The organism is Micromonospora sp. NBC_01739 (assembly GCF_035920385.1).
GTDB lineage: Bacteria > Actinomycetota > Actinomycetes > Mycobacteriales > Micromonosporaceae > Micromonospora.
In genome coordinates this window covers 3,244,494-3,268,395 of record NZ_CP109151.1, presented here as the reverse complement: position 1 = coordinate 3,268,395, position 23,902 = coordinate 3,244,494, and the positions used below count along the sequence as shown (strand labels likewise).

The 23,902-nt window shown below is 71.7% G+C and carries 23 protein-coding genes; 12 read left to right on the top strand and 11 right to left on the bottom strand.

From position 1 onward, the window contains the following. Position 1: 1 nt before the first annotated feature. Positions 2 to 1,753 carry a hypothetical protein gene (locus OIE53_RS14470; protein ID WP_442791343.1) on the bottom strand — a complete coding sequence of 584 codons (1,752 nt, stop codon included), beginning with the start codon at positions 1,751 to 1,753 and terminating at the stop codon, positions 2 to 4. Between the two features lie 179 nt (positions 1,754 to 1,932). On the opposite strand from OIE53_RS14470, the gene OIE53_RS14465 reads away from it, so the two are divergent. The 5 genes from OIE53_RS14465 to OIE53_RS14445 all read left to right on the top strand — a co-directional run bounded on the left by OIE53_RS14465 (position 1,933) and on the right by OIE53_RS14445 (position 7,004). After that, positions 1,933 to 3,231, top strand: coding sequence for an outer membrane protein assembly factor BamB family protein (locus OIE53_RS14465; RefSeq protein ID WP_327022079.1), 1,299 nt, complete (start codon positions 1,933 to 1,935; stop codon positions 3,229 to 3,231). A 64-nt stretch (positions 3,232 to 3,295) separates the two neighbouring features. Beyond that, positions 3,296 to 4,582, top strand: a complete 1,287-nt coding sequence (locus OIE53_RS14460) for an outer membrane protein assembly factor BamB family protein (RefSeq protein ID WP_327022078.1) — start codon at positions 3,296 to 3,298, stop codon at positions 4,580 to 4,582. Between the two features lie 113 nt (positions 4,583 to 4,695). Continuing rightward, positions 4,696 to 5,364: a response regulator transcription factor gene (locus OIE53_RS14455; RefSeq protein WP_327022077.1), complete on the top strand. Its 669-nt coding sequence runs from the start codon at positions 4,696 to 4,698 to the stop codon at positions 5,362 to 5,364. Continuing rightward, entirely contained in the window at positions 5,361 to 6,554 is a 1,194-nt protein-coding gene (locus OIE53_RS14450) for a sensor histidine kinase (RefSeq protein ID WP_327022076.1), read from the top strand. The genes OIE53_RS14455 and OIE53_RS14450 overlap by 4 nt, the downstream gene beginning before the upstream one ends. Positions 6,555 to 6,617: 63 nt before the next feature. Beyond that, complete coding sequence (locus OIE53_RS14445; RefSeq protein WP_327022075.1) at positions 6,618 to 7,004, top strand: VOC family protein; 387 nt, start codon at positions 6,618 to 6,620, stop codon at positions 7,002 to 7,004. 7 nt (positions 7,005 to 7,011) lie between these two features. Here the strand turns inward: OIE53_RS14445 and OIE53_RS14440 are convergent, their stop codons facing one another. Then, positions 7,012 to 7,740 carry an IclR family transcriptional regulator gene (locus OIE53_RS14440; protein WP_327022073.1) on the bottom strand — a complete coding sequence of 243 codons (729 nt, stop codon included), beginning with the start codon at positions 7,738 to 7,740 and terminating at the stop codon, positions 7,012 to 7,014. A 122-nt stretch (positions 7,741 to 7,862) separates the two neighbouring features. Here OIE53_RS14440 and mdlC point away from each other — a divergent pair, with 122 nt between their 5' ends. Further along, a complete protein-coding gene (gene mdlC, locus OIE53_RS14435) occupies positions 7,863 to 9,452 on the top strand; it encodes a benzoylformate decarboxylase (RefSeq protein WP_327022072.1) in 1,590 nt (529 codons plus the stop codon). Between the two features lie 19 nt (positions 9,453 to 9,471). Beyond that, on the top strand, positions 9,472 to 10,563 hold the full coding sequence (locus OIE53_RS14430) for a Glu/Leu/Phe/Val family dehydrogenase (protein ID WP_327022071.1): 1,092 nt from the start codon (positions 9,472 to 9,474) through the stop codon (positions 10,561 to 10,563). Between the two features lie 107 nt (positions 10,564 to 10,670). On the opposite strand, the gene OIE53_RS14425 is transcribed toward OIE53_RS14430, so the two are convergent. Further along, positions 10,671 to 11,168: a polyketide cyclase gene (locus OIE53_RS14425; protein ID WP_327022070.1), complete on the bottom strand. Its 498-nt coding sequence runs from the start codon at positions 11,166 to 11,168 to the stop codon at positions 10,671 to 10,673. Positions 11,169 to 11,234: 66 nt separating this feature from the next. Continuing rightward, a complete protein-coding gene (locus OIE53_RS14420; RefSeq protein WP_327022069.1) occupies positions 11,235 to 11,783 on the bottom strand; it encodes a TetR/AcrR family transcriptional regulator in 549 nt (182 codons plus the stop codon). Positions 11,784 to 11,934: 151 nt separating this feature from the next. Here OIE53_RS14420 and OIE53_RS14415 point away from each other — a divergent pair, with 151 nt between their 5' ends. Continuing rightward, positions 11,935 to 12,159: a hypothetical protein gene (locus OIE53_RS14415; RefSeq protein WP_327022067.1), complete on the top strand. Its 225-nt coding sequence runs from the start codon at positions 11,935 to 11,937 to the stop codon at positions 12,157 to 12,159. Between the two features lie 130 nt (positions 12,160 to 12,289). Here OIE53_RS14415 and OIE53_RS14410 read toward each other — a convergent pair whose 3' ends face one another. The 4 genes from OIE53_RS14410 to OIE53_RS14395 all read right to left on the bottom strand — a co-directional run bounded on the left by OIE53_RS14410 (position 12,290) and on the right by OIE53_RS14395 (position 17,810). Then, a complete protein-coding gene (locus OIE53_RS14410) occupies positions 12,290 to 14,389 on the bottom strand; it encodes a 3-hydroxyacyl-CoA dehydrogenase NAD-binding domain-containing protein (protein WP_327022066.1) in 2,100 nt (699 codons plus the stop codon). A gap of 50 nt (positions 14,390 to 14,439) precedes the next feature. Further along, positions 14,440 to 15,636, bottom strand: coding sequence for a thiolase family protein (locus tag OIE53_RS14405; protein WP_327022065.1), 1,197 nt, complete (start codon positions 15,634 to 15,636; stop codon positions 14,440 to 14,442). 204 nt (positions 15,637 to 15,840) lie between these two features. Next, entirely contained in the window at positions 15,841 to 17,157 is a 1,317-nt protein-coding gene (locus OIE53_RS14400) for a ribonuclease D (protein ID WP_327022064.1), read from the bottom strand. Positions 17,158 to 17,237: 80 nt separating this feature from the next. Then, positions 17,238 to 17,810, bottom strand: a complete 573-nt coding sequence (locus OIE53_RS14395; RefSeq protein WP_327022063.1) for a DUF3000 domain-containing protein — start codon at positions 17,808 to 17,810, stop codon at positions 17,238 to 17,240. A gap of 191 nt (positions 17,811 to 18,001) precedes the next feature. On the opposite strand from OIE53_RS14395, the gene hemE reads away from it, so the two are divergent. Genes hemE through hemQ form a run of 3 tightly spaced genes read left to right on the top strand, consistent with a single transcriptional unit; the run spans position 18,002 to position 21,203 of the window. After that, positions 18,002 to 19,090 carry a uroporphyrinogen decarboxylase gene (gene hemE, locus OIE53_RS14390; RefSeq protein WP_327022062.1) on the top strand — a complete coding sequence of 363 codons (1,089 nt, stop codon included), beginning with the start codon at positions 18,002 to 18,004 and terminating at the stop codon, positions 19,088 to 19,090. A 5-nt stretch (positions 19,091 to 19,095) separates the two neighbouring features. Then, on the top strand, positions 19,096 to 20,505 hold the full coding sequence (hemG, locus tag OIE53_RS14385; RefSeq protein WP_327022061.1) for a protoporphyrinogen oxidase: 1,410 nt from the start codon (positions 19,096 to 19,098) through the stop codon (positions 20,503 to 20,505). After that, complete coding sequence (gene hemQ / locus OIE53_RS14380; RefSeq protein ID WP_327022060.1) at positions 20,502 to 21,203, top strand: hydrogen peroxide-dependent heme synthase; 702 nt, start codon at positions 20,502 to 20,504, stop codon at positions 21,201 to 21,203. Before hemG ends, hemQ begins: the two co-directional genes overlap by 4 nt. Before the next feature lie 139 nt (positions 21,204 to 21,342). Here hemQ and OIE53_RS14375 read toward each other — a convergent pair whose 3' ends face one another. The 3 genes from OIE53_RS14375 to OIE53_RS14365 form a co-directional block, all read right to left on the bottom strand. After that, the gene (locus OIE53_RS14375) at positions 21,343 to 22,428 is read right to left on the bottom strand and encodes a lytic polysaccharide monooxygenase auxiliary activity family 9 protein (protein ID WP_327027203.1); all 1,086 of its coding nucleotides are present in this window, start codon (positions 22,426 to 22,428) and stop codon (positions 21,343 to 21,345) included. A 162-nt stretch (positions 22,429 to 22,590) separates the two neighbouring features. Further along, positions 22,591 to 23,031, bottom strand: coding sequence for a GNAT family N-acetyltransferase (locus OIE53_RS14370; protein ID WP_327022059.1), 441 nt, complete (start codon positions 23,029 to 23,031; stop codon positions 22,591 to 22,593). 76 nt (positions 23,032 to 23,107) lie between these two features. Continuing rightward, entirely contained in the window at positions 23,108 to 23,368 is a 261-nt protein-coding gene (locus OIE53_RS14365) for a Prokaryotic metallothionein (RefSeq protein WP_327022058.1), read from the bottom strand. 196 nt (positions 23,369 to 23,564) lie between these two features. Here OIE53_RS14365 and OIE53_RS14360 point away from each other — a divergent pair, with 196 nt between their 5' ends. Continuing rightward, positions 23,565 to 23,840 carry an isoamylase early set domain-containing protein gene (locus tag OIE53_RS14360; protein ID WP_327022057.1) on the top strand — a complete coding sequence of 92 codons (276 nt, stop codon included), beginning with the start codon at positions 23,565 to 23,567 and terminating at the stop codon, positions 23,838 to 23,840. Positions 23,841 to 23,902: the final 62 nt, after the last annotated feature.

Here is a 23,902-nt window from a genome sequence, read left to right as displayed (position 1 = left end):
CTCACGCCCGGTCGCGGACGTCCCAGAGCCAGACGTCGTCGACCCGCTGCGGCTCGCCGAGCAGGGCGGTCATCAACTCGCGCAGCACGGCCTCCTTGGGGTGGGCGCCGAGGACCACCACGGAGGCCCGCCAGAAGTGCAGATCCTCGACCGCCCGCCGGCGGTCCTCCTCGGTCAGTTCCGGCAGCTCACCGGTGTCCATGCTGCGGTAGATCAGGGTGCTGGTGGGCCGGTTGGGGGCCCCGAAGACCCCCTCACCGTCCAGGTTGGGACCGATGAAGTAGCCGGCCGGGATCGGGAACTGGTGCTGGGTCAGCGCGCTCCACCTCAGGGTGGACAGTCCGTGCACGTTGCTGGGGATCGGCACCGGCACCAGGGTCCTGCCCTGCGGCACGTACGGCCGCCAGGCGCCGGAGGTGATGAAGGTCGGCGGCGGATCGACCGGTTTGGCCGGCAGCGGAGTGGGGATCAGCGGCAGCACCGCCAGGGTGATCGCGGTGTACCCGAGGGCCTGCTGCCAGCGCGGTCGCCGCCACCACGCCACACCTGCCGGCTGCGGGGCGCGGGGGGCCGGCACCGGCGGCCGGTTCCGACCGGAGATCGCCTCCCAGGCCAGCGCGAGCAGGACGCCGAGAGCGGCCGTGGTCACCAGGGTCAGCCGGGTAGGCATCATCATCTCGACCAGCGGCAGGTCCTCCGGGATGTAGGACCAGGGTCCGGGGATCCCGGTCAGCTCGCCGTTGAACCGGATCTCCGGGCCGAGCGAGGCCACGGAGAAGAGCACCACCAGCACCGCCAGGATCCGGGCCACCAGCGACCGGCGTACCAGCAGCGCCAGGGCCACCACGGACACCAGCACCAGCGGCCAGCCGAACCAGGTGTTCTGCTCGGTCATCCCGATGGTCTTCTCCACCGCCTCGGTGCCGGCGATGGTGTCGCGGGGGAAGGTGACGAAGGCGACGATGTCCTCGCCCCAACTGTGGAACACCCCGCCCTGCAACCCCCGGTAGGACTGCGGGCCGTTGAACTGGAACCAGATCGGGTATGCCGTCAGCAGCAGAGCCAGCCCGCCGCCGAGGCCCAGCCCGGCGGCGAAGGTGCCGGCCCGCTGCCGCGCCGCGCGGGGCCGCATGATCGCGTACGCGATCACGATGACCAGGCAGGCCATCGCGGTGAGCAGCAGCATCTCCTCGTTGATGAAGATCTGGTACGCCACCAGCAGTCCCAGTATCAGCCCGTTGCGCCGCCACCGGCCCGGCTCGGCCAGCCGGAACACCCGCACCACGATCAGCGGGAGCAGGAAGTTGGAGACGAAGTTGGGCTGGCCGTTGGCGTGGTGCACGATGCCCGGGGCGAAGCCGAGGAACCCGCCGCCGATGAAGGCCGCCGCCCGCGAGCGCACCAGGTGCCGCGACAGCATCCAGTACGCGGTGCCGGCCGTGGCGGCCAGCGCAGCGCCCAGGTAGAGCGCGTACACCACCTGGGGGCCGAGCAGCCAGGTCAGCGGGGCCAACGGCAGGGTCACCCCGAGCAGCGAGGTGTTGGCCATCATGTTCACCCCGTCCGGGGCGTTCTGCTGCGTGCTGAACAGCGGGTTCTCCAGGTTGCGCACCGAGTACGCGCCGTGCGAGAACAGCCACTCGAACCAACTGTGGTCGGTGGGCAGATGCGAGGAGACCCGGTTGTTGACGTCCACCCAGTAGTTGAGGCACACGAGAACGCCGAGCAGCACGTAGGCTCCGAGGGCCACCATGTCGACCCGGGCCGGTCGTCGACGGGGCCGCCGTGTCGATGATTGCGCCTCGACGGTCGGGGAGACGGGATTCAGCGAAGGATCTACCACCGGCACAGCCACGACGGGCCATCGTACAGGCGGCGTCTGGGCCTTTAACGGCCATAGGGTGCGTACCGGATAAGGGCGGGAGGGCGACCGTGACGGTGATCGATCTCGGCGACCGGACCGAACGGATCAATCCCCGGCGCCGACATAGGATCGTTCCCTCCCGGTGGCTTCTGGTGCCGGTGGCGCTGGTCGTGCTGCTGGCCCTGACCAGTGCCGTGCCGCCGGCCCGGCGGATGCAGGCGATCCTGCCGTCCTCCCTGGCCGCCGAGGTGATCCTTCCCGGCGGTGGTCAGATCCTCGCCGTGGCGCCGGCGACCGGGAGCGCCGAGGGTGGCCAGGAGTTGCTCGCCTATCAGCCGCCGGCGCGGGCCACCGGCTCACTCCAGCAGCTCACTCCACTGTGGCGGCGGGCCCTCGGTGTCGTCGAGCCGGTGAGGGTCGAGCGGGTGAACGACTCCACGTTGGTCATCTCTGTGTTCGACTCCGCCGAAGGAGCGCAGAGCCTGCTGCTGGACAGCCGCACCGGAGAGCTCCGCTGGCGGCGACCGGGGATGGTGGTACTGGTGGAGCCGGATCGGGTCATCCTGCGCTCCCACGACTCGCAGGGTCTGGACCAGCTCACCACCCTTGAGGTGGCCAGTGGCCGGGAACTGTGGTCGGTGCCCTCCGCCCGGGCGGTCTGGCCGCTGTACCACCTGGCAGCGCCGGTGATCGACGTCGTCGCGGTGGCCAAGGTGAGTGGCGAGATCGAGGTGCTGGACGCGCGGACCGGCGCCCTGCGCGGTCGCCTCCCGGCCGCCCCGGACGACCCGGCGAATCCGGTGAGCCATCGGTACCCGATGGTCGCCGGTGATCTCCTGCTGGCCTGGAATCCATCGGCGGTGACCGCGTACGACCTCGACGGTCTGGTCCGGCGTTGGCACATCGAAGTGCCGTCGCTCGAGTGGATCTACCAGTGTGGGGCGCTGCTCTGTGCGCCGAGTGGCCGGTCCCGCGTGCATCTGCTGGATCCGGTGGCCGGAGCCGTCCGGTGGACCGTCGAGGACGACGTCGAGGTGCTGCGCGCCGGGGACCGACGGGCCCTGGCGGCCGACCACCACCGGCAAGGCAACCTCAGCGTGGTGACCTTCGACGCGGAGACGGGGCAGCGGGCGACCGCCGAGGGCAGCTGGGATCTGGTGCAGGACTTCGGCAACGCCCCGCACCTGCTCGGCACCCGGGCCGTCCCCGAGGTGGGCGCGGTGCTGGCCCGGCTCGATCCGGAGACCGGGCAGCCACGCCGCATCGACCTGCTGCCCGGCGCGGTCGGGAACTGCCGGTACCGGGATGATCTGATCCTGTGTCGGCGCCGGGACGGCAACTTCGGACTGTGGCAGCTACCCGACTGACCGCAGGTGCCCGGCGGGTCGGCTGCCTGCGTCGCCCGGCAGGTGAGTGGTGGAGGGGACGAGCGTGACGGTGATCGACCTCGGTGTGGTGACCGTGTCGGACGACCCGCAGCCGCCACCCCGACGGCGTCGCCCTGGCACCCGGAACTGGCCGGTCGCGCTGATGGCCCTGGCTGCGCTGGTGACGCTCGCCAGTGCCGCACCCCCACCCGTGCGGGTGCACGCGACGGTACCGGCCGGTCTGGCGGCCGACCTGTTCCTCACCGCGCAGCGCATCTTCACCGTCACCCCGGTCCGCGGGGTGACCGACGGATCGCGGGAACTCACCGCCTATGCCCGGCCCCGGCGAGCCACCGTCATCCCGCAGCGCCTCGTACCGCTGTGGCGGGTGCCGGTGCCACCAGGAATCCGGTTCATCCGGGTGGAGGACACCGCCGCCGGCGTGCTGTTGTCGCTGCTTCCATCGCAGGACCTGGGCCGGTTGAGCGAGACCATGCTGCTGGACGCCGCCACCGGGCAGCAGCGCTGGCTCAGCGCCGGGTTCGGCACACCCGACGCGTCGGGTCGGGTGCTGCTTCAGACGTGGGCCGTTCAGGAGTCGACCACGCTGCGTTCGGTCGAGGTGGCCACCGGCCGTGAGCTGTGGTCCCGGACGTTGCCGCCGTCCTCGGTGGAACACCACCAGCGGGACGGTGTGATCGACGCCATCGTGGTGTCCACCGCCGCCGGTGACGTCGAGGTGCGCGACGCCCGGACCGGACAGCTCCGCGACCGGCTGCCCGCCGCCGACAGCACCGGCTACCAGCAGTCGTCGGTGGTCGATGACCTGCTGCTGGTGGTCCGTAACTCGCGGACCATCACCGCCTACGACCTGGCCGGTCTGGTACCGCGCTGGCAGACCACCGTGCCGCTGGCGGACCACGTGACCCGCTGCGGCGCGCTGCTCTGCGCCAGGGCCAACAGCGGCGGCACCCATGTCATCGACCCGGTGGCCGGGGACGTGCGGTGGAGCACCAGCGAGGATGGCGACCTGCTACGGGTGACGCCGACGAGGGCTCTCGCGCAGTTGGGCGACTCAGGGCTGGTCACGCTCGACGCGGCGACCGGGGAGGTGGTGACCGAGTACGGCTCCTGGAAGACGGTCGCCAGCTACGAGCAGGAGCTCCGGCTGCTCGGCATCCACCTGTTGCCCGAGGTGGGCGCGGTGCTGGCCCGGCTCGACCCGGCGGAGGCCCAGCCACGGCGCCTCGACGTGCTCCCCGGTGTCGTCGGCGACTGTCAGAGCCGGTACGACCTGATCGCCTGCCGCCGGCAGGACGGCTCCTTCGGGGTGTGGACGTTGCCGGACTGAGTCGGGTGGGGCCGAAAGCTCAAGAACTCCGACCCTCCGCAGCGGGGGGTTGGGGTTCGGCTTGGCCGTCGGCGCTAGGTTGTCGAGTTGTCGTCGCCGGGAAGGGGCTGGACATGCGGGTACTGGTGGTCGAGGACGAACGCCACCTCGCCGACGCGATCGCGCGGGGCCTGCGCAAGCGCGGCATGGCGGTGGATGTGGCCTACGACGGCGACAGCGGTCACGAGATGGCCTTCGTCACCCGCTACGACGTGGTGGTGCTCGACCGTGACCTGCCCGGGATGCACGGTGACCAGATCTGCGCCGAGCTGGCCACCTCCGGTGCCCTGACCCGGGTGCTGATGCTCACCGCCAGCGGCACGGTGGCCGACCGGGTCGAGGGGTTGCAGCTCGGTGCCGACGACTATCTGCCCAAGCCGTTCGCCTTCGACGAACTGGTCGCCCGGGTGCAGGCGCTGGGTCGGCGGGCCACCCCGGCGGCCCCGCCGGTGCTGGAACTGGCCGACCTGGTCGTCGACCCGGCCCGCCGTACGGCCACCCGGGGCGGGGCCCCGGTGGAGCTGACCAACAAGGAGTTCGGCGTCCTCTGCGAGCTGCTCAAGGCCCGAGGTGCGGTGGTGTCCAGCGAGGAACTGCTGGAACGGGTCTGGGACGCCAACACCGACCCCTTCACCACGATCGTCCGGGTCACCGTGATGACCCTGCGTCGTAAGCTCGGCGACCCGTCGCTGATCGAGACCGTGGTGGGAGCCGGCTACCGTACCGCCGAGGTGCCGGCATGACGGGCACCCCGCGGGAGGAGTTGCGCCCGCGCCTGCGACCCACCCTGCGGCTGCGGTTGACCCTGCTCAACGGGGTGCTGCTGGTGGGAGCGGGGGCCATCCTGGTGCTGCTGGCCTGGCTGCTGGTCCGCGATGCCCTGCGCCCCACGGACGAACTGCTGCCGGGCACCACCGTGCTGCTGGCCGACGGGCGTTCCATGGACGCCGCCGCCTGGCAGCGGCAACTGGTCGACTCCGCCTCCGGGGAACTGCTGGCCAAGGGGCTGGCCGCCCTGCTGGCGATCGGGACGGTCGGGGTGGTCGGGGCGTACGCGGTGGCCGGTCGGGCGTTGCGTCCCCTGCACCAGGTGACCGCGACCGCCCGGCGGCTCGGCGAGACCACCCTGGATCAGCGGATCAGCTACTCGGGCGCCAACGACGAGGTGGCCGAGCTGGCCGACACCTTCGACGAGATGCTGGACCGCATAGCGGCCGCCTTCGAGGCGCAGAAACGGTTCGTCGCCAACGCCTCGCACGAGCTGCGTACCCCCCTGGCCGTGATGCGTACCGAGATCGACGTGACCCTCAGCGACGACGAGGCGGATGCGGGCGAGTACCGCCGGATGGCCACCGTGGTGCGCGACGCCTCCGAGCGGGCCAACGGCCTGGTCGACGCGCTGCTGGTGCTGGCGCGCAGCGAGGCCCAGACCGGCCGCCGACTGGGTCGGCGTACCGAGTGTGACCTGGCCGCCGGCACCCTGAACGCCTTGTCGGCGGTACGCCGTGAGGTGGAGCGGATCAAGCTGGATGTGCAGACCTCCCTGGAACCGGCACCGGTGGTCGGTGATCCCGGCCTGCTGGACCGGTTGGCCGGCAACCTGATCGAGAACGCGGTCCGCTACAACCACCTGCACGGCCGACTCTGGGTCCGCACCGGCTCCGACGGGCAGCGGTCCTGGCTGGTGGTCGGCAACACCGGCTTCGAGGTGGATCAGGCGGACGTGCCGGGGCTGTTCGAACCCTTCCGGCGGGGTGGCCGGGAGCGGACCGGGGCCCGCGGGTCCGGGCTGGGCCTGTCCATCGTCCGGGCGGTCTGCGACGCCCACGGCGGCACGGTGACCGCGGTGGCGCAGCCCGGGGGCGGCCTGGAGGTGACGGTAAACCTGCCGGCCGCCGACGCCGCGTCAACGGGGGAGAGCCCCAGCCGGTGACCCTGCGCGAGCCGGGTGACCCGGTGGCGGTAATTCGCTTGATCTCGGTGAGAGATTGGGCCCATGACTTCCAGGGTGCGTTGGATCGATTTTGACTGTGCCGACCCGTTCGCCATGGCGACCTTCTGGGCCGAGGCTACCGGGATGCGGCACGATCCGGACAACAAGCCGGGGGAGCCGGAGTGCGCCCTGCTGTCCGGCACGGAGATCGCCGAGGGCGGGCTGCTGTTCCAGCGGGTACCGGAGGGCAAGACGGCGAAGAACCGGATGCACCTGGATCTGCAACCGACCGACCGGACCCGCGACGAGGAGATCGACCGCCTGCTCGGCCTGGGTGCCACGTTGATCGACGATCAGCGTCGACCCGACGGCACCGGTTGGGCGGTCCTGGCCGACCCGGAGGGCAACGAGTTCTGCGTGGAGCGCAGCGCGGCCGAGCACTCGGCGTAACGCCGGCTCACCGCCAGCCCTGGGTGAGGCGGGTGCTGGCCTGGAGGAGTTGCTCGGCGAGGAGGTCGGCGCGCCGCTCGTCGGTCCGGTGTGCGGGGGCGGAGATGGTCAGTGCGGCCACGGCGCCCCGGGTGGGATGGATCAGGGCCACCCCGACGGCGTACACACCGTCGACGCATTCTTCGAGGTTGGAGGCGTAGCCGCGGGCGCGTACGGCGTCGAGTTCTTTGATCAGTTGATCGGTCGTGGTGATCGTGGCGGAGGTCAGGGCGGCGAGGATGCGCGGATGCAGCGCCCGGATGTCCTTCGGGCGCAGCTGGGCGAGCAGGGCCTTGCCGCCGGCGGTGGTGTAGGCGGGTAGCCGGTCGCCGGTGCGGACCCCGACCCGGACGGTCTGGGTGCTCTCGACGCCGTCGAGGAAGACGATGCTGGCGCCCTGCAGGCCGATCAGGTTGACCGTCTCCCGGGTGGTCGCGGCCAGGTGTTCCATGTGGGGGCGGACGGCGGCGACGACGTCCCAGGGGGCCTGTCGGGTGGCGACCTCGTGTGCCGCCGGGCCGAGGCGGTAGCGGCGGGAGTCGTCCTGGCGGGCGAAGTCGTACTCCTTGAGGGTGGACAGCAGCCGGTGCGCGGTGGACGGGGCTACCTGGAGGTGTCGGCCCAGGTCCGCCACGCTTACCGACTCCTGGGCACCCAGATAGCGCAGGGCTCGTAGCGCGTTGCCCACCGACTCCATCGCCTACCTCCGCTCGTCACCGGACCAGCAGTATTCCGCACAGCGGAACCGTTGTCCCAGACCCTTCTGCAAGGCGGAAGATCCAGGTCTACTGGTCGGGGTCGACGGAGAGGAACTGTGCGGTGGCGAGCGTGCGGGATGTGACCTTCGAGCTGTTGCGGGCGCACGGCCTGACCACCATCTTCGGCAACCCGGGCTCCAACGAGCTGCCGTTCCTGGCCGGCCTGCCGGACGACTTCCGGTACCTGCTCGGCCTGCACGAGGGGGTGGTGCTGGCCATGGCCGACGGGTACGCCCAGGCCCGCCGGGGCCCGGCCCTGGTCAACCTGCACGCGGCAGCCGGCACCGGCAACGCGATGGGCCAGCTGACCAACTCGGTCTACTCGCACAGCCCACTGGTGGTCACCGCCGGGCAGCAGGTCCGCTCGACCATCGGCCAGGAGGTGATGCTGGCCAACATGGACGCCGCCGCGCTGCCCCGGCCGCTGGTGAAGTGGAGCAGCGAGCCGTCCTCCGCCGAGGACGTGCCCCGAACCATCAGCCAGGCGATCCACACCGCCACCCTGGTCCCCCAGGGACCGGTGTACGTGTCGGTGCCGTACGACGACTGGCAGGCGGAGTCCTCCGTCGAGGCGCGGCACCTGCTGTCCCGTACCACCGTGACCGCCGCGGCGCTGACCACCCCGCAGCTCACCGAGCTCGCCGCGGCGCTGGACCGGGCCGAGCGGCCGGTGCTGATCCTGGGACCGGATGTCGACGCGGCCGCCGCGAACGATCATGCGGTGGCCCTCGCCGAAGCCCTGGCCGCCCCGGCCTGGATCGCCCCCTCGGCGTCGCGCTGCCCGTTCCCCACCCGCCACCCGGCCTTCCGCGGGGTCCTGCCGGCCGGGGTCAGGGCGATCAGTGACCTGCTGACCGGACACGACCTGGTCCTGGTCGTCGGCGCGCCGGTGTTCCGCTACCACCAGTACGACCCGGGCCGGTATCTGCCCGAGGGGGCCCGACTGGTGCACCTGACCGTGGACCCGGGTGAGGCCGCCCGCGCGCCGATGGGCGACGCGATCGTCTGCGATCTCCCCGACACCCTCGCCCGGCTGGCCGCCGCCGTCACCCCCGGGCGGCGGCCCGCCCTCGTACCCTTGCCGCCCATCCCGGCACCGCGACCCGGCTCGGCAGGCCGGTTGCACCCGGAGGAGGTGTTCGCCGTACTGCGGGACACCGCTGGGGCCGACACCGTCTGGGTAACCGAGTCCACCTCGACCACCGGTGCTTTCTGGGCGCAGGCGGACCTTCGCCGGCCCGGCAGCTACTACTTCCCGGCCTCCGGCGGCCTGGGTTTCGGGCTGCCCTCGGCCGTCGGGGTGCAGCTGGCCGACCCCGACCGGCAGGTCGTAGCCCTGGTCGGTGACGGGTCGGCCAACTACGGCATCACCGCGCTGTGGACCGCCGCCCGCTACCGCATCCCGGTCATCTTCGTCATCCTGCGCAACGGGACCTACGGTGCCCTGCGCTGGTTCGCCGGGGTGCTGGGGGCCGGGGAGACCCCGGGCCTGGACATCCCCGACATCGACTTCACCGCGCTGGCCGCCGGGTACGGCGTCACCGGCGTGGCGGTCTCCAGCCGTACGGCACTCGTCGAGGCGGTCACCGAGGCCCTCGCTGCCGGGGAACCCCGGCTCATCCAGGTCGACACCGACCTCACCACCCCCTGAACCGCTGAAAGGCAAGCCCATGTCCGCACCCCAGCCGTCCGCCCCGGTGCTCGGCCGCTTCCCCGACTTCCCACACGAGCAGGTGACCTTCTGCCAGGACCCGGAGACCGGGCTGCGGGCCATCATCGCCGTCCACGACAGCACCCTCGGCCCGGCCGTCGGGGGCACCCGGATGCACCCGTACGCCACCGAGGCCGAGGCGCTGACCGACGTGCTGCGCCTGTCGCGGGGGATGACCTACAAGAACGCGGTCGCCGGTCTGCCCTGTGGCGGCGGCAAGGCCGTCATCATCGGCGACCCCGACACGGTCAAGTCCGAGGCGTTGCTGGAGACCTACGGACGTTTCGTGCAGAGCCTGGGCGGCCGCTACGTCACCGCCGGTGACGTGGGGATCAGCGCCGCCGACCTGGATGTGATCGGCCGGGGCACCGACCACGTCCTCGGCCGCACCACCACCGCCGGTGGGTACGGCGACAGCGGCCCGATGACCGCGTACGGCGCCTTCCACGCCCTGCGTGCCGCCGCTGCCGTCCGGTGGGGAACCGCCGACCTGACCGGGCGTTCCGTCGGGGTCGAAGGGCTCGGCAAGGTCGGCTACGAGCTGGCCCGACTGCTGGTCGAGGCCGGTGCCGGAGTCACCGCCGCCGACCTCTCCGGGCCCGCCCGCGAACGCGCCCGACGGGACCTGCCCGCAGTCCTCCTGGCCGAGCGGGTCATCGACGCGCCGGTCGACATTTACGCCCCGTGCGCGCTCGGCGCCACCCTCACCAGCGACTCGGTCCCGACGATCCGCGCCGCTGTCATCTGCGGCGCCGCCAACAACCAACTCGCCACCCCCGAGGTGGAGGAGCAGCTAGCCGAGCGCGACATCCTCTGGGTACCCGACTTCGTCGCCAGCGCCGGTGGGGTCACCACCGGTTGCGCCGAGTACCGGCGGATTCCTCTGGAGGAGGTGCCCGCCCAGGTTGCGAAGATCTTCGACACGGTGACCGAGGTGCTCGGCCTGGCCCGCGGACAGGGCATTCTGCCTGGCGCAGCAGCCGAAGACCTGGCCCACACCCGCATCCAGCAGGCCCGAACCGGCCTCAAGCCCGGCTACCTGCCCCGCTGAGTGACCCCCCTTTTTGATCGACTCCATTACGGCGTAACGGTGGTATCCGACCGGGCCGATCACCGCCATTACGGCGATACGGCGAGGCCGGCAGCCGTGCCCGACGGTCAGCCGGGGCATTCGGCCAGATCCTTGAAGGTGAGTAGTTGGCGGCGGGCCATGATCAGGTCGCCGACGGCGAAGGCTGCCGCGTACACCCGATTGGTCTGCATGACGATCTTGAGTAGCAGTCGGGTGGTGCCGTCCTCCTGGGGCACCAGGAGGTAGGACAGGTAGGCGTTCATGATGGTCGCGGTCAGGTGCACTCCGGGCTCGACCGCGAGGATCCGGCCGCGCTGTCGCCCACCGGCGGTGGTGAAGGCCTCTCCTACCTGGGGATCCGCAAGGCCGACGAGCCGTCGAGGTGAGCGGCGGCCGAGATTGTCGATCCAGTCGTAGGAGTACGGCGCCAGCCGGATCTGGGCTATCCACGGCCACACCGCCGTGGGCGGCGCGTTCACCCGTACTCCTCGCCAGACCTGCAGGGCGGGCGAGACGACGAAGTCGTCGCACGGATAGGCCCGCGCCATCTCGTGTTCGGTGACCCCCCACCGGTCACCGAACACGAGTGGCTCCTTCCCCTGTCGGCCCGACCCACAGGTCGGCTCCGACCCCCTCGGCAGTCGGCGAGCTCACACCGTCACCTCCGTGGGCCGCAGCGAGTCGACGGCGGCCTGGCTGCCCCCACTCAGGTCCATCCCCAGCGCCTGGAGCATCACCACCAACGCGCCGAGGGCCAGCGTGTCGCGTAGCTGCCGGGGCGCGGCGGTGGACAGCCTTCCCGCCTCGTCGAGAATCCCGCCGAGCAGGGCCCGGCAGCGGGCCGCGACCACCTCGTCGGAGCGGGCCACCGCGCAGGCCTGCAACCACAGGCCGGTGACCACGCCGTCGGCGATCAGGGCCCGGAAATCGGCCCGCATCGCCGGCAAGGGGTCCTCCGGATGCCCGGCCGCCGCCCGCCGGAGCACCTGCCGGATGCGGGCCTCCAACTCGTCCAGGCAGGCCAGGAAGAGGCCACGCTTGCTACCGAAGAGCCGGAAGACGTACGGCTGTGACACCCCCATCTGGTCGGCCACCTTCTGCATCGAGGCCGTCGTCAGACCGTTGTCGGCGAAGACCCGAATCCCGATGTCGACCGCATCCGCACGTCGTCGTGGCGCCGTGCTGCGCTGCGTTGCCATGTCAGGCAGCCTTACATTAGTAACCACTTCCATACAAGACTGTGATTGACTGGGATCGGCGACCGCGTACTCCCGACAGACGGCCCCTCCGCCGCTGCCGGTGCCGGCGTTCCTGCCCTCCGCGGGTGGGGCAAGCGACCATGGAGGCCCGATGATCCCGGCGCTGATCGTGTTCGGCCTGCTGTTCGGGCGCTGGTGGCGCTCGGCACTCGTCCTCGCCGCGCTGGGCTGGCCGATTCTGCTGGTAGCGAGCGGCGTGGAGGAAGTCGGACCGGGCCTGCTCGCCGCCGCCGGCCTGGCCGTGCTCAACACCGCCGTCGGCGTGCTGATCCATCAGGGCGTCCTGCTGGTGATCCGGCGACGACGAACCTCCTGACCGCCGTCCGGCCGCGGAACCGTCGCGTGGGCATCTGACCCCGCCCTCGCCCAAGGGGGCCACACCAGAACGAGATCGCGGTGGCCGCCCAGACGGGCGACCACCGCGATCCGGTGTTCTCGGGTGGGGGTCAGCCGGCCAGGCTGGCCACTCCCGGCGGCAGGAACCGCCGGCCGGTCACCCGCTCGCTGGTGCCGGTCCGGTCCAGGTACGGCGTGACGCCGCCCAGGTGGAACGGCCAACCGGCACCGAGGATCATGCACAGGTCGATGTCCTGCGCCTGCGCCACGACACCCTCGTCGAGCATCAGCCGGATCTCCTGCGCCAGCGCGTCCAGCGCGTTGCGGCGTACCTCCTCCTCGGTGAGCGGCTGGTCACCGACCACCAGCAGCTTCGCCACCTCGGCGTTGATCTCGTCGTCGACGACGATCGGCTGACCGGAGTCCGCGATCCGCTTGAGGTTCTCGCTCAGACCGAAGCGGTCCGGGAAGGCGGCGTGCAGGGTGCCGCCCACGTGGTACGCCACGGCCGGGCCGACCAGTTGGAGCAGGGCCAGCGGACGCATCGGCAGACCCAGCGGGTCCACCGCGCGGTTGGCCACCTCCAGCGGGGTGCCCGCGTCCACCGCGGCGAAGATCGACCCCAGGAAGCGGGTGAGCAGCCGGTTGACCACGAAGGCCGGGGCGTCCGCGACCAGCACGGAGGACTTCTTCAGCTGCTTGCCGACCGCGAAGGCGGTGGCCAGGGTGGCGTCGTCGGTCCGCTCGCCCCGGATGATCTCCAGCAGCGGCAGGACGGCCACCGGGTTGAAGAAGTGGAAGCCGACCACCCGCTCCGGGTGCTCCAGCTCCGCCGCCATCGCCGTGATGGACAGCGAGGAGGTGTTCGTCGCCAGCACCGCCTCCGGCTTGACGATCTTCTCCAGCTCGGCCCAGACCTGCTTCTTGACGTTCAGGTCCTCGAAGACCGCCTCGATGACGAAGTCACAGTCAGCAAACGAAGTGCGCTGGCCCGGGGTCGACGCGGCGAAGGCCTCTGCCTTTGGCGAGCCGCTGATCAGGCCGTACAGCTTGGCGGCCGTACCCTTGTCCATCCGGCCCTTGCTGACCTGCTTCTCGATCTGGGTGTGCACGTAGCCCACACCCTTGTCGACCCGGGCCTGGTCCAGGTCGGTCATGACGACCGGCACCTGGAGGCGGCGGGCGAACAGCAGGGCCAGCTGGCTGGCCATCAGCCCGGCGCCGACAATGCCCACCTTGGTCACCGGGCGGGCCAGGCCCTTGTCCGGTGCCCCGGCCGGGCGCTTGGCCCGCCGCTGCACCAGGTCGAAGGCGTACAGGCCGCTGCGCAGCTCCTCGGAGAAGATCAGGTCGGCCAGGGCCTCGTCCTCGGCGGCGGTGCCGGTGGCGAAGTCGGCGTCCTTCGCCGTCTCCAGCAGGTCCAGCGCCTTGTACGCGGACGGGACCGCGCCGTGCAGCCGCTGGTCGAGGGTCTGCCGGGCGAAGTAGAGCACGCCCGCCCACATGTCCTTGTCGACCTCGGGCCGGGTCACGGTGACCTCGCCCCGGACCACTCCGGCGGCCCACTCCAGGGACCGCTCCACGAAGTCGGCCGGCTCCAGCAGCACATCGGCGATGCCCAGCTCAGCGGCCTGCTTGGGCTTGAGCATCTTGTTCTGCATCAGCGGGTTCTGAATGATCACCTGGGTGGCCGCCGGGATGCCGATCAGGTTCGGCAGCAACTGGGTACCACCCCAGCCCGGGATCAGACCCAGGGAGACCTCCGGCAGCGCCAGGGCGGCGGCACCGGCGGACAGGGTCCGGTAGTGGCAGTGCAGGGCCAGCTCCAGACCGCCACCCATCGCCGCGCCGTTGACGAAGGCGAAGGTCGGGATCTGGCTGTCCTTGAGCCGGGCGAAGACCCGGTGGCCCAGCCGGCCGATGGCCAGGGCCTGCTCCCGGTCGGCCAGCAGCGGCAGGCTGGTGATGTCCGCGCCGACACAGAAGATGTACGGCTTGCCGGTGACCGCGATGAAGGCGGGCTCGGCGGCCAGGGCGGCGCTGATCGCCTCGTCCAGGCTGGCCAGTCCGCCGGGACCGAAGGTGTTCGGCTTGGTGTGGTCGAATCCGTTGTCGAGGGTGATCAGGGCGGCCGGGCGGTCCAGCCCGGGTACGTTCACCTGGCGCAGCAGGGCCCGGGTGACCACCTCGTTCGGTGCGGTGAGGCTCACAGTGCCTCCTTCGTTCGCGACTGCGGGGCTCGCAAGCTCACTCCTCGCGCTCACTTGTCTTCACCCTCCCAGTGCGGGTTCTCCCAGATCACGGTGCCGCCCATGCCGATGCCGATGCACATGGCGGTGAGGCCGTAGCGGACCTCGGGGTGCTCGGCGAACTGCCGGGCCAGCTGGGTCATCAGCCGTACGCCCGAGGAGGCTAGGGGGTGACCGATGGCGATCGCGCCGCCCCACTGGTTGACCCGCGGGTCGTCGTCGGCGATGCCGAAGTGGTCCAGGAAGGCGAGCACCTGCACGGCGAAGGCCTCGTTCAGCTCGAACAGGCCGATGTCGTCGATGGTCAGTCCGGCGATACGCAGGGCCTTCTCCGTCGAGGGGATCGGGCCGACGCCCATCACCTCGGGCTCGACACCGACGAAGCCGTACGACACCAGGCGCATGGCGACCGGCAGGCCCAGCTCGCGGGCGACGTCCTCGGCGACCAGCAGGCTGGCGGTGGCGCCGTCGTTCAGACCGGCGGCATTGCCCGCGGTGACCTTGCCGTGCGGCCGGAAGGGGGTCTTGAGGCTGCCCAGCTTCTCCAGCGAGGTGTCGCGGGGGGCCTCGTCGGCCGTGGCCAGGCCCCAGCCGCCCTCCTCGTCCCGGATGGCCACCGGCACCAGGTCGTCCTGGAGCTTGCCGTTGGCGTACGCCTTGGCGGTCTTCTGCTGCGAGGCGAGCGCGAAGGCGTCCGTGCGCTCCTTGGTGATGTGCGGCAGCCGGTCGTGCAGGTTCTCCGCGGTGGCGCCCATGACCAGCGCGGACGGGTCGACGAGCTTCTCGGCGACGATGCGCGGGTTGGGGTCGACGCCCTCGCCCATCGGGTGGCGGCCCATGTGCTCGACACCGCCGGCGATCGCCACGTCGTACGCACCCACGGCGATGCCGCTGGCGACGGTGGTCACGGCGGTCATCGCCCCGGCGCACATCCGGTCGATGGCGAAGCCGGGGACGGTCTTGGGCAGGCCCGACAGCAGGGCGGCGGTACGGCCGATGGTCAGTCCCTGGTCACCGATCTGGGTGGTGGCGGCGATGGCCACCTCCTCGACCCGTTCCGGCGGCAGTTGCGGGTTGCGGCGCAGCAACTCACGGATGCATCGGATCACCAGGTCGTCGGCGCGGGTGTTGGCGTACATGCCACCCGCCTTACCGAAGGGGGTACGGACGCCGTCGACGAAGACGACATCCCGAACTTCACGGGGCACTGGAGCCTCCTAGCCGGCACTGGCATTTCCCCGAATGCTACCCGCCAGTAACTATCCCCGCCCCACCCCTCCCTGTGGCCCAGCCCACACCGACCCCCGTCCCCAGCCCACCCGGCCCCTCGCCCTGTTGATCAAGAGGTTCGCGTCAGCCGTACGGCGTGTCGTTGACGCAAACCTCTTGATCAACAGGGGCAAAGAGTGCGGTCAGGTGGGGAGGAGGGCTTCGGCCAGGGCGGGGAGCAGGAGGGTGATCTGCCATTCGCGGGCATGCATGGCGCGCAGGGCCTCCGCCACCGTGGCCTCGGTGATCTCCTCCGGGGGTTGCCAGGCGAGCCGACGGATCGAGTCGGGGGAGATCAGGTTCTCCGGCGGCAGATTGTGTTCACCGGCCACCCGCAGGACGACCTCACGGCTGCGGGCCAGTCGGGCGGCGGCGGCCGGATCCCGTTCGGCCCACCGGTGCGGCGGGGGTGGGCCCTCCACGGTCGGGGCCGCCGGCAGGTCCTCGTCCGGCAGCTGCCGGGCGTCCTCCAGCGCCGCCAGCCAGGTCCGAGCCAGTCGGCGTACCGACCGGCCACCGAACCCGGGCAGGGTGAGCAGGGTCTTCTCGTCCTTGGGGTCCAGCTCGGCCGCCGCCACGATGGCCGAGTCGGGCAGCACCCGGCCCGGCGCCGAGTCCCGGCGGGCCGCGATCTGGTCGCGGGCGTACCACAGGGACCGGACCCGGGCCTGCGCCCGCGCACCGCGTACCCGGTGGATGCCGGAGGTGCGACGCCAGGGCTCGGCGCGTACCCGGGGTGGGCGGGTGCCGGCCTGCACCAGGGCGGCGAACTCCTCCGCCGCCCACTGCGACTTGCCCTGCCGGGTCAGCTCCGCGTCCAGGGCGTCGCGCAGATCGGTCAGCAGTTCCACATCCAGGGCGGCGTAGGTCAGCCAGGACTCCGGCAACGGGCGGCTGGACCAGTCCGCGGCCGAATGGTGCTTCTCCAGGCTGTAGCCGAGCAGTTGTTCGGTGAGGGCGGCCAGCCCCACCCGCTCGAACCCGGCCAGCCGGGCGGCCAACTCGGTGTCGAACAGCCGACGCGGGCGCAGCCCGAGCTCGGCGAGGCAGGGCAGATCCTGGTTGGCCGCGTGCAACACCCACTCGGTGTCCGCGATCGCGGTGTCCAGAGCACTGAGGTCGGGCAGGGGCAGGGGGTCGATCAGGGCGGTACCGGCGCCGCTGCGCCGCAACTGCACGAGGTACGCCCGCTGGCTGTAGCGGTAGCCCGAGGCGCGTTCGGCGTCCAGGGCCACCGGGCCGCTGCCGGCCGCGAATCGGGCCACCACCTCGGCCAGTTGCTCCGGCACGGTCACCGGTTCCGGGGTGCCCTCACGGGGTGCGGTCAGCGGCACGGACTCGCTGCCGGTGGGTTCGGTCCCCGCGTCCGACGGCTCCGGCCGCGCCGAAGGCGGGGTCTCGATGTCGTTTCCCGTACGGCTTGCGGCGGCCCGACGGCGCAGGGGTGGTTCGTCGGTCACCTGACAACCCTAGTGCGGAAGCGGAACACACCGCGCGCACCCGCCCCCGGCCGCGTGTCGACTCAGCCGGCCGGGTCGGCTCAACCGGCCGCGGCGGCCCGGCGCTCCGGCAGGGCGGTCACCCCGGGTGGCGGCAGGCCGGCGGTGGAGGCCAGCAGGGTGCACCAGGCGTACAGGTGGGCGGTGAGATCGGCATCGGTAGGGGTCCACGAGGCGCGGATCTCGATGTCGGCGGTCGCCGGTGGGCCGGACAGCTCCCCGAACCGGTTCGACATCGTCTGGGTGATCGTCCCGCCGATGGCCCGGTGACCCGCCTGCTGGGCGTCGAGGGCGTCGGTGAGCCAGGTCCAGCCGACCCCCGGCAACAGGGGGTCCGCGGCCAGGTCGTTCTCCAACTCGGCCGTCACGTAGGTGACCAGGCGCAGGGTGCCCTGCCAGGCCTCGTGCCCGGCCGGGTCGTGCAGGAGGATCAGTCGCCCGGTGGCCACCTCCTCGCCGTCGCGCAGCACCGTGGCGGACAGCGCGAAGGCGTACGGCGCGAGCCGCTGGGGTGCGCCGACCTCCTCCAGGAGGATCTCCGGCCGGGGTGTCGCCGACCGGAGCCCGGCGACCGCGCGGGCGAAGGTGTCCGGAAGCGCGATCGGGGGGGGCATGTCCGCAGCCTAAGCCGCTGTCGGTCGCTGCGCCCGGACGGCGCGCCGACGATCACGAACCAGAGCCGCTGCCCCGGCCGTCCACGCCGCGCCGAGTTCATCGACAGTCATCGGTGGGCTGCCTTATTCAAACCAGCCAAACTCCGCGACCGCCCGATAGCGGTCATCCGGGGCGTGGCACGATTGCCGCGATGACCACCGACACCACGGGCACCGCTGCCCGAGACGACGCCTCCCGCCCCGGCGGGCCCGCCGACTCGCCCTTCGTGCGGGCGTGTCGTCGTCGGCCCGTCCCACACACCCCGGTCTGGTTCATGCGCCAGGCCGGCCGGTCGCTGCCGGAGTACCGCGAGATCCGGGCCAACGTGGCGATGCTGGAGTCCTGCCGCCGACCCGACCTGGTCACCGAGATCACCCTCCAGCCGGTACGCCGGCACGGGGTGGACGCGGCGATCCTGTTCAGCGACATCGTGGTCCCGGTCGCCGCCGCCGGGGTCGACCTGGACATCGTGCCGGGCACCGGACCGGTGGTGGCCGAGCCGGTGCGTACCGCCGCAGACGTGCAGCGGATCCGGCTGATCGACCGCGACGACGTCCCGTACGTCGACGAGGCGGTCCGGATGCTGGTCAAGGAGCTGGGCGACACCCCCCTGATCGGCTTCGCCGGTGCGCCGTTCACCCTGGCCAGCTACCTGGTCGAGGGCGGGCCGTCGCGGAACCACGTCAAGACCAAGGCCCTGATGTACGGCGACCCCGAGCTGTGGCACGCCCTGGCCGGGCGGCTCGCCGAGGTGACCCTGGCGTTCCTGCGGGTGCAGATCGCCGCCGGGGTCAGCGCGGTGCAGCTCTTCGACTCCTGGGCCGGGGCGCTCTCCGAGGCCGACTACCGCCGGTTCGTGCTGCCGCACTCGACCGCCGTGCTGTCCGGCCTGGCCGAGGCGGGGGTGCCCCGGATCCACTTCGGGGTGGGCACCGCCGAGCTGCTCGGCGCGATGGGTGAGGCCGGGGCCGACGTGGTCGGGGTCGACTGGCGTACCCCGCTGGACGTCGCGACCCGGCGGATCGGGCCCGACAAGGCCGTGCAGGGCAACCTGGATCCCTGTCTGCTGTTCGCCCCCTGGCCGGTCATCGAGGCCGAGGTGCGCCGCATCCTCGACCAGGGTCGGTCCGCGCCCGGGCACGTGTTCAACCTGGGGCACGGGGTGTTGCCGGAGACCGACCCGGAGGTGCTCACCCGGGTGGTCGCCCTGGTGCATGAACTGTCCGCCGAGGGGGCCTGACCGCCATGACGACGCGCTGGCGGGTGGCCGTGATCGGCGGCGGCATCGCCGGACTGGCCGCCGCGGTCCGGTTGCGCGACCAGGCTCCCGCCGACACGGAGATCACCATGTACGAGCAGTCCGGCCTGCTCGGCGGCAAGCTGCGTACCGGTGAGCTGGCCGGCGGGCCGGTGGAGTTCGGCGCGGAGTCCTTCCTGATGCGCGACCCGGCCGGCGGGCAGTCGGCGGCGGTACGCCTGATCCACCGCCTGGGGCTGGGTGCGCGGATCGTGCACCCCACCGTCGGGCAGGCCGCCCTGGCCGTGGACGGCGGGCTGCGGCCCATCCCCGGCGGGACCCTTGTCGGCGTACCCGGGGATCTGGACAAGGTGGCGACGGTGGCCCGGCCGACCCCGGAGGCCGACCGCGACGGTGGTGCTCCGCTGCTGGGTGCCACCGAGGACATCTCCGTCGGGGCACTGGTCCGGGCCCGGTTCGGCGACGAGGTGGTCGACCGGCTGGTCGACCCGATGCTCGGCGGTGTGTACGCCGGCCGGGCCGACGACCTCTCCCTGGTCACCACCATGCCCGCCCTGGCCCGGGCCGCCCGCACCAGCCACACCCTGCTAGACGCGGTCCGGACCGCGCAGGCCGCCGCACCCCGGGCCGTCGGCGAACCGGTCTTCGGCACCCTGGACGGCGGGCTGAGCACCCTGGTCGAGGCCGCGGCCACGGCCAGCGGGGCCACCATCCGCACCAACGCGGCCGTACGGGAGTTGATCCCCACCGACACCGGCTGGCGGCTGACGGTCGGACCGACCCGGGACCCGGAGCATGTCGAGGTCGACGCGGTGGTGCTGGCGTTACCGGCCCGGCCGGCGGCCCGACTGCTGACCGAGGTCGCCGAGCCGGTCGCGGGGAGCATCGGCGGACTGGACTACGCCAGCGTCGCCCTGGTCACCCTGGCCCTGCCCGAGGCGACCCTGCCGCAGCTCTCCGGTTTTTTGGTGCCCAGCACCGAGGGACTGCTGATCAAGGCCTCCACCTTCTTCACCACCAAGTGGGGGCACCTGCGTCGGGACGACGGGGTGGCCCTGGTCCGCGCCTCGGTGGGCCGCTACGGCGACGAGGCCCAGCTCCAGCGCCCCGACGAGGACCTGGCCGCCACGGTGCACCGGGAGGTGTCCGCGGTGATCGGTACCCCGCTGCCCGCCCCGATCGCCGGGCATGTGCAGCGCTGGGGCGGTGCGCTGCCGCAGTACACCCCGGGCCACCTGGACCGGATCGCGGCCGCGCGGGCCCTCCTGCGGGCGGCGCATCCGACGTTGACCCTGGCCGGAGCGGGCTACGACGGGGTGGGCATCCCGGTCTGCATCCGCTCCGGCGAGACAGCGGCCGAGGAGATCATCACAGCATTGGGAGGATCGGCGAGATGACCGAGCAGAGCAACGCGGCCCGGCTGAAGGAACTCAACTCCACCATCCGCTACACCATGTGGTCGGTGTTCCGGGCCAGCGCACCGCTGCCCTCGCTGCGCGACAACGTCACCGGCGAGGTCGAGTCCCTGATCGAGGAGTTGGCCGGCAAGGATGTGGTGGTCCGGGGCACGTACGACGTGGCCGGGCTGCGCGCCGACGCCGACCTGATGATCTGGTGGCACTCCTCCTCCAGCGACGCCCTCCAGGACGCCTACCTGCGGTTCCGGCGTACCACCCTGGGGCGGGCGATGACCCCGGTCTGGTCGCAGATGGCCCTGCACCGGCCGGCCGAGTTCAACAAGAGCCACATCCCGGCCTTCCTCGCCGGTGAGCAGGCCCGCGCCTACCTGTGCGTCTACCCCTTCGTCCGCTCGTACGACTGGTACCTGCTGCCGGACGCCGAGCGGCGGGAACTGCTCGCCGAGCACGGCCAGATGGCCCGGGGCTACCCGGACGTACGCGCCAACACGGTGGCCTCCTTCGCCCTCGGCGACTACGAGTGGATGCTGGCCTTCGAGGCCGACGAACTGCACCGGATCGTGGACCTGATGCGGGACCTGCGTGCTTCCCGGGCCCGGCTGCACGTACGCGAGGAAGTGCCCTTCTACACCGGCCGCCGCCGCTCCATCGCCGACATCGTCACCGCCCTGGCCTGACGAGAAGGGGTCCCCTGCTGAGGTAGCAGGGGACCCCTTTTTCAACTCAGGGCGCCGGCACCCGGACGGGAGTCGAGGGCCGGCCGGCCCGGCCGGGCGGGGCCGCGTCCGAGGGAGAAGGGCGCGACCCCACCCGGGATCAGGTGGTGGCCGTACAGGTCAGCGTGGGTGCGCTGCTGGAGCCGGAGGCCAGGAAGCCGAAGGTGGTGCTGGCTCCCGCGCCGAGGCTGCCGTTGTAGCCGACGTTGGTGGCGGTCACCGTGGAGCCGCTGGAGCTGACGGTGGCATTCCATGCCTGGCTGACCTGCTGGCCGTTGGCGTACGTCCAGGTCACTCGCCAGCCGCGGATCGCCGCGTTGCCCGCGGTCACCTTCACCTCACCCTGGAAGCCACCGGACCAGGTGTTGGTCACCTGGTACGTCGCCGAGCAGGCACCCGCCGGCGGCGGGTTGCTGGGCGGCGGAGTGGACGGCGGGGGAGTGGTGGGCGGCGGGGTCGTGGGCGGGGGAGTGGTCGGCGGCGGCGTGGTGGGCGGCGGGTTGGTGCTGCCACCGAACTGCACGTCGCTGCAGTGGTAGTACGACTGGTCGAAGTGGCTGGCCTGCCAGATGGTGTAGATGATGTGCCGGCCGCTGCGACCCGGCGCGTTCACCGGGATCTCGATGGAGACGCCGTCGACCTCACGCTGCCACTGGGAGGCCGGGGTGTTGCCGATCTGCCCCACGAGCTCCAGGTCCGACCAGGCCAGGGGCTTGGTCAGCGCGTCGAATCCCTGCCGGGTCGCGTACACCCGGATGTAGTCGGCCCCGTGACTGGCCTGGTCGAAGAACTTCAGTCGGAAGCTGTTGGAGACCTGGGTGGTCCGCCAGGCGCCGACGGTGTCCAGGGCGTTGTACCGCCCACCCTCGGCGCGACCGCCCGAGCAGAGCTGGCCGTCCGGGATGGCCGCCTGGTGGTTGCCGCCAACGCCCTCACGGAACTGGCCGTTCCAGTTCCACATGGCCTGCGGGTTGGCCTGCCAGGCCTGCCAGCACATCGGGTCCTCGGTGGCCATCCGAGGGTTCATGTGGTCGCCACCCCAGCGCTCCCAGCAGCTGTAGGCGCGGGCTCCGGGGTTGACCACCGAGCCGTGTGCGGAGGCGGAGTTGACCAGAGCGGTGGAGACGAGCAGGGTGGCGGCCGCCGCGGTGGCGAGCAGGCCGACCAGCCTAGAGGGTTTGAGCATTTTGGACATGGATGGAGCCCCCAGGGGGAGTCGTCGGATTGCGACATCGCCCGAACGCCCGGGAGTTGCCTCTCCCGCGCCGGTCCGCGTGGCACTGCGGTATAGCTCCGTGCGGAAGAATGGCACAAAACATCGCCAGCCGTCAATCGCCCTGGTTCAGGGTCAGGGGTCGCGGCGCATCGGGGTGTGCGGGATGCCGTCCTCGACATAGTCCGGGCCGCTGACCGTGAACCCGCGTCGGGCGTAGAAGTCGACCAGGTGGGACTGGGCCTCCAGCACGCACGGCCGGTCGCCGATCTCGGCCAGCGCCGCGGCCAGCAGCCGCCCGGCATGCCCGGCGCCGCGCGCCGAGGGGGCCACCACCACCCGACCGATCCGGGCCACCCCGTCGGGGTCGGCCAGAATCCGCAGGTACGCCAGGACGGCGCCGTCGCGCGCCAGCCAGAGGTGTCGGGTGCCGGGTTCGAGGTCCCGACCGTCGAGTTCCGGGTACGCGCACTCCTGCTCGACCACGAACACGTCGATGCGCAGCCGTACCAGGTCGTGGAAGGTGCGGGCGTCCAGGTCGGCGAAGCCGGCGATCCGGAGGTGCGTGCTCGGCATCGGCCCAGGTTAGAGCCTCGCCCGGCCCTTGCCCGTCGCGGGTCCCGGGTGCTCGGGGGCGGCGGGCGGGTGCCGGTCAGGCGGGGCGGGCGCCTACCGCGTCGCGGATCTGGGCGCCGTGCTCGGCCTCGACCGCGCGGGCGCAGTGGCCGCAGCAGAAGAAGCGCCCGGACACCTCCACCCCGTGCCCGACGATCTTCACCTGGCAGTGTTCGCAGATCGGGGCCAGCTTGTGCGCGGCGCACTCGAAGCTGTCGAAGGTGTGCACGTCCCCGCTGACGGTGCGTACCTCGAAGGCCAACCAGTAGTCGTTTCCGCAGACCTCGCACGTCGCCACGACGCACATCCCTTCGCTAGCCGGTGTCCTGCCCAGGGTGCGGCAGGTCGTCGGCCGGCCCGGTGGGAACCAGCCTGCATCGCCCGTACGGGGCGGCGTGTCGCCGGTCGCCGGTGCGCCGTTGTACCCAGTGACCTGGCCGGAGGCGGCGGCCCGGCCGCCGCCTTTCGGTGGAGCACCCGAACCGGGAGGAATAATGATCAAGCGCAACCGGCTGTTCGGCAGTCAGACCCGGGTCACCTTCTGTCTTCCCCGGGACACCCCGCCCGGCACGGTCAGCGTGGTCGGGTCCTTCAACGACTGGCGGCCCGGTGAGCACGTGCTGGTGGCCCGGCGTGACGGCACTCGGACGGTGACCGTACGGCTGGGGCCGGGGCAGCACCGCTTCCGCTACCTGGCCAGCGGTGGGCTGTGGTTCGACGACGAGTCCGCCGACCGGCTCGACGACCATGGTGGCCTGCTGATGCTGTGAGCCCCTTTTATTGATAGCAGTCTTTACTGTTAACAATGTTTAAATTATGTTGGTGGCACCTC

What these genes read in the sequence shown, in the direction of transcription:
- OIE53_RS14420 (WP_327022069.1), bottom strand. Translation starts at nt 11,783, where the DNA reads ATGGCAACGCAGCGCAGCACGGCGCCACGACGACGTGCGGATGCGGTC.
- OIE53_RS14450 (WP_327022076.1), top strand. Translation starts at nt 5,361, where the DNA reads ATGACGGGCACCCCGCGGGAGGAGTTGCGCCCGCGCCTGCGACCCACC.
- OIE53_RS14440 (WP_327022073.1), bottom strand. Translation starts at nt 7,740, where the DNA reads ATGGAGTCGGTGGGCAACGCGCTACGAGCCCTGCGCTATCTGGGTGCC.
- OIE53_RS14430 (WP_327022071.1), top strand. Translation starts at nt 9,472, where the DNA reads ATGTCCGCACCCCAGCCGTCCGCCCCGGTGCTCGGCCGCTTCCCCGAC.
- OIE53_RS14360 (WP_327022057.1), top strand. Translation starts at nt 23,565, where the DNA reads ATGATCAAGCGCAACCGGCTGTTCGGCAGTCAGACCCGGGTCACCTTC.
- OIE53_RS14395 (WP_327022063.1), bottom strand. Translation starts at nt 17,810, where the DNA reads ATGCCCCCCCCGATCGCGCTTCCGGACACCTTCGCCCGCGCGGTCGCC.
- hemE (WP_327022062.1), top strand. Translation starts at nt 18,002, where the DNA reads ATGACCACCGACACCACGGGCACCGCTGCCCGAGACGACGCCTCCCGC.
- hemQ (WP_327022060.1), top strand. Translation starts at nt 20,502, where the DNA reads ATGACCGAGCAGAGCAACGCGGCCCGGCTGAAGGAACTCAACTCCACC.
- OIE53_RS14445 (WP_327022075.1), top strand. Translation starts at nt 6,618, where the DNA reads ATGACTTCCAGGGTGCGTTGGATCGATTTTGACTGTGCCGACCCGTTC.
- OIE53_RS14470 (WP_442791343.1), bottom strand. Translation starts at nt 1,753, where the DNA reads ATGGTGGCCCTCGGAGCCTACGTGCTGCTCGGCGTTCTCGTGTGCCTC.
- OIE53_RS14370 (WP_327022059.1), bottom strand. Translation starts at nt 23,031, where the DNA reads ATGCCGAGCACGCACCTCCGGATCGCCGGCTTCGCCGACCTGGACGCC.
- hemG (WP_327022061.1), top strand. Translation starts at nt 19,096, where the DNA reads ATGACGACGCGCTGGCGGGTGGCCGTGATCGGCGGCGGCATCGCCGGA.
- OIE53_RS14415 (WP_327022067.1), top strand. Translation starts at nt 11,935, where the DNA reads ATGATCCCGGCGCTGATCGTGTTCGGCCTGCTGTTCGGGCGCTGGTGG.
- OIE53_RS14375 (WP_327027203.1), bottom strand. Translation starts at nt 22,428, where the DNA reads ATGCTCAAACCCTCTAGGCTGGTCGGCCTGCTCGCCACCGCGGCGGCC.
- OIE53_RS14455 (WP_327022077.1), top strand. Translation starts at nt 4,696, where the DNA reads ATGCGGGTACTGGTGGTCGAGGACGAACGCCACCTCGCCGACGCGATC.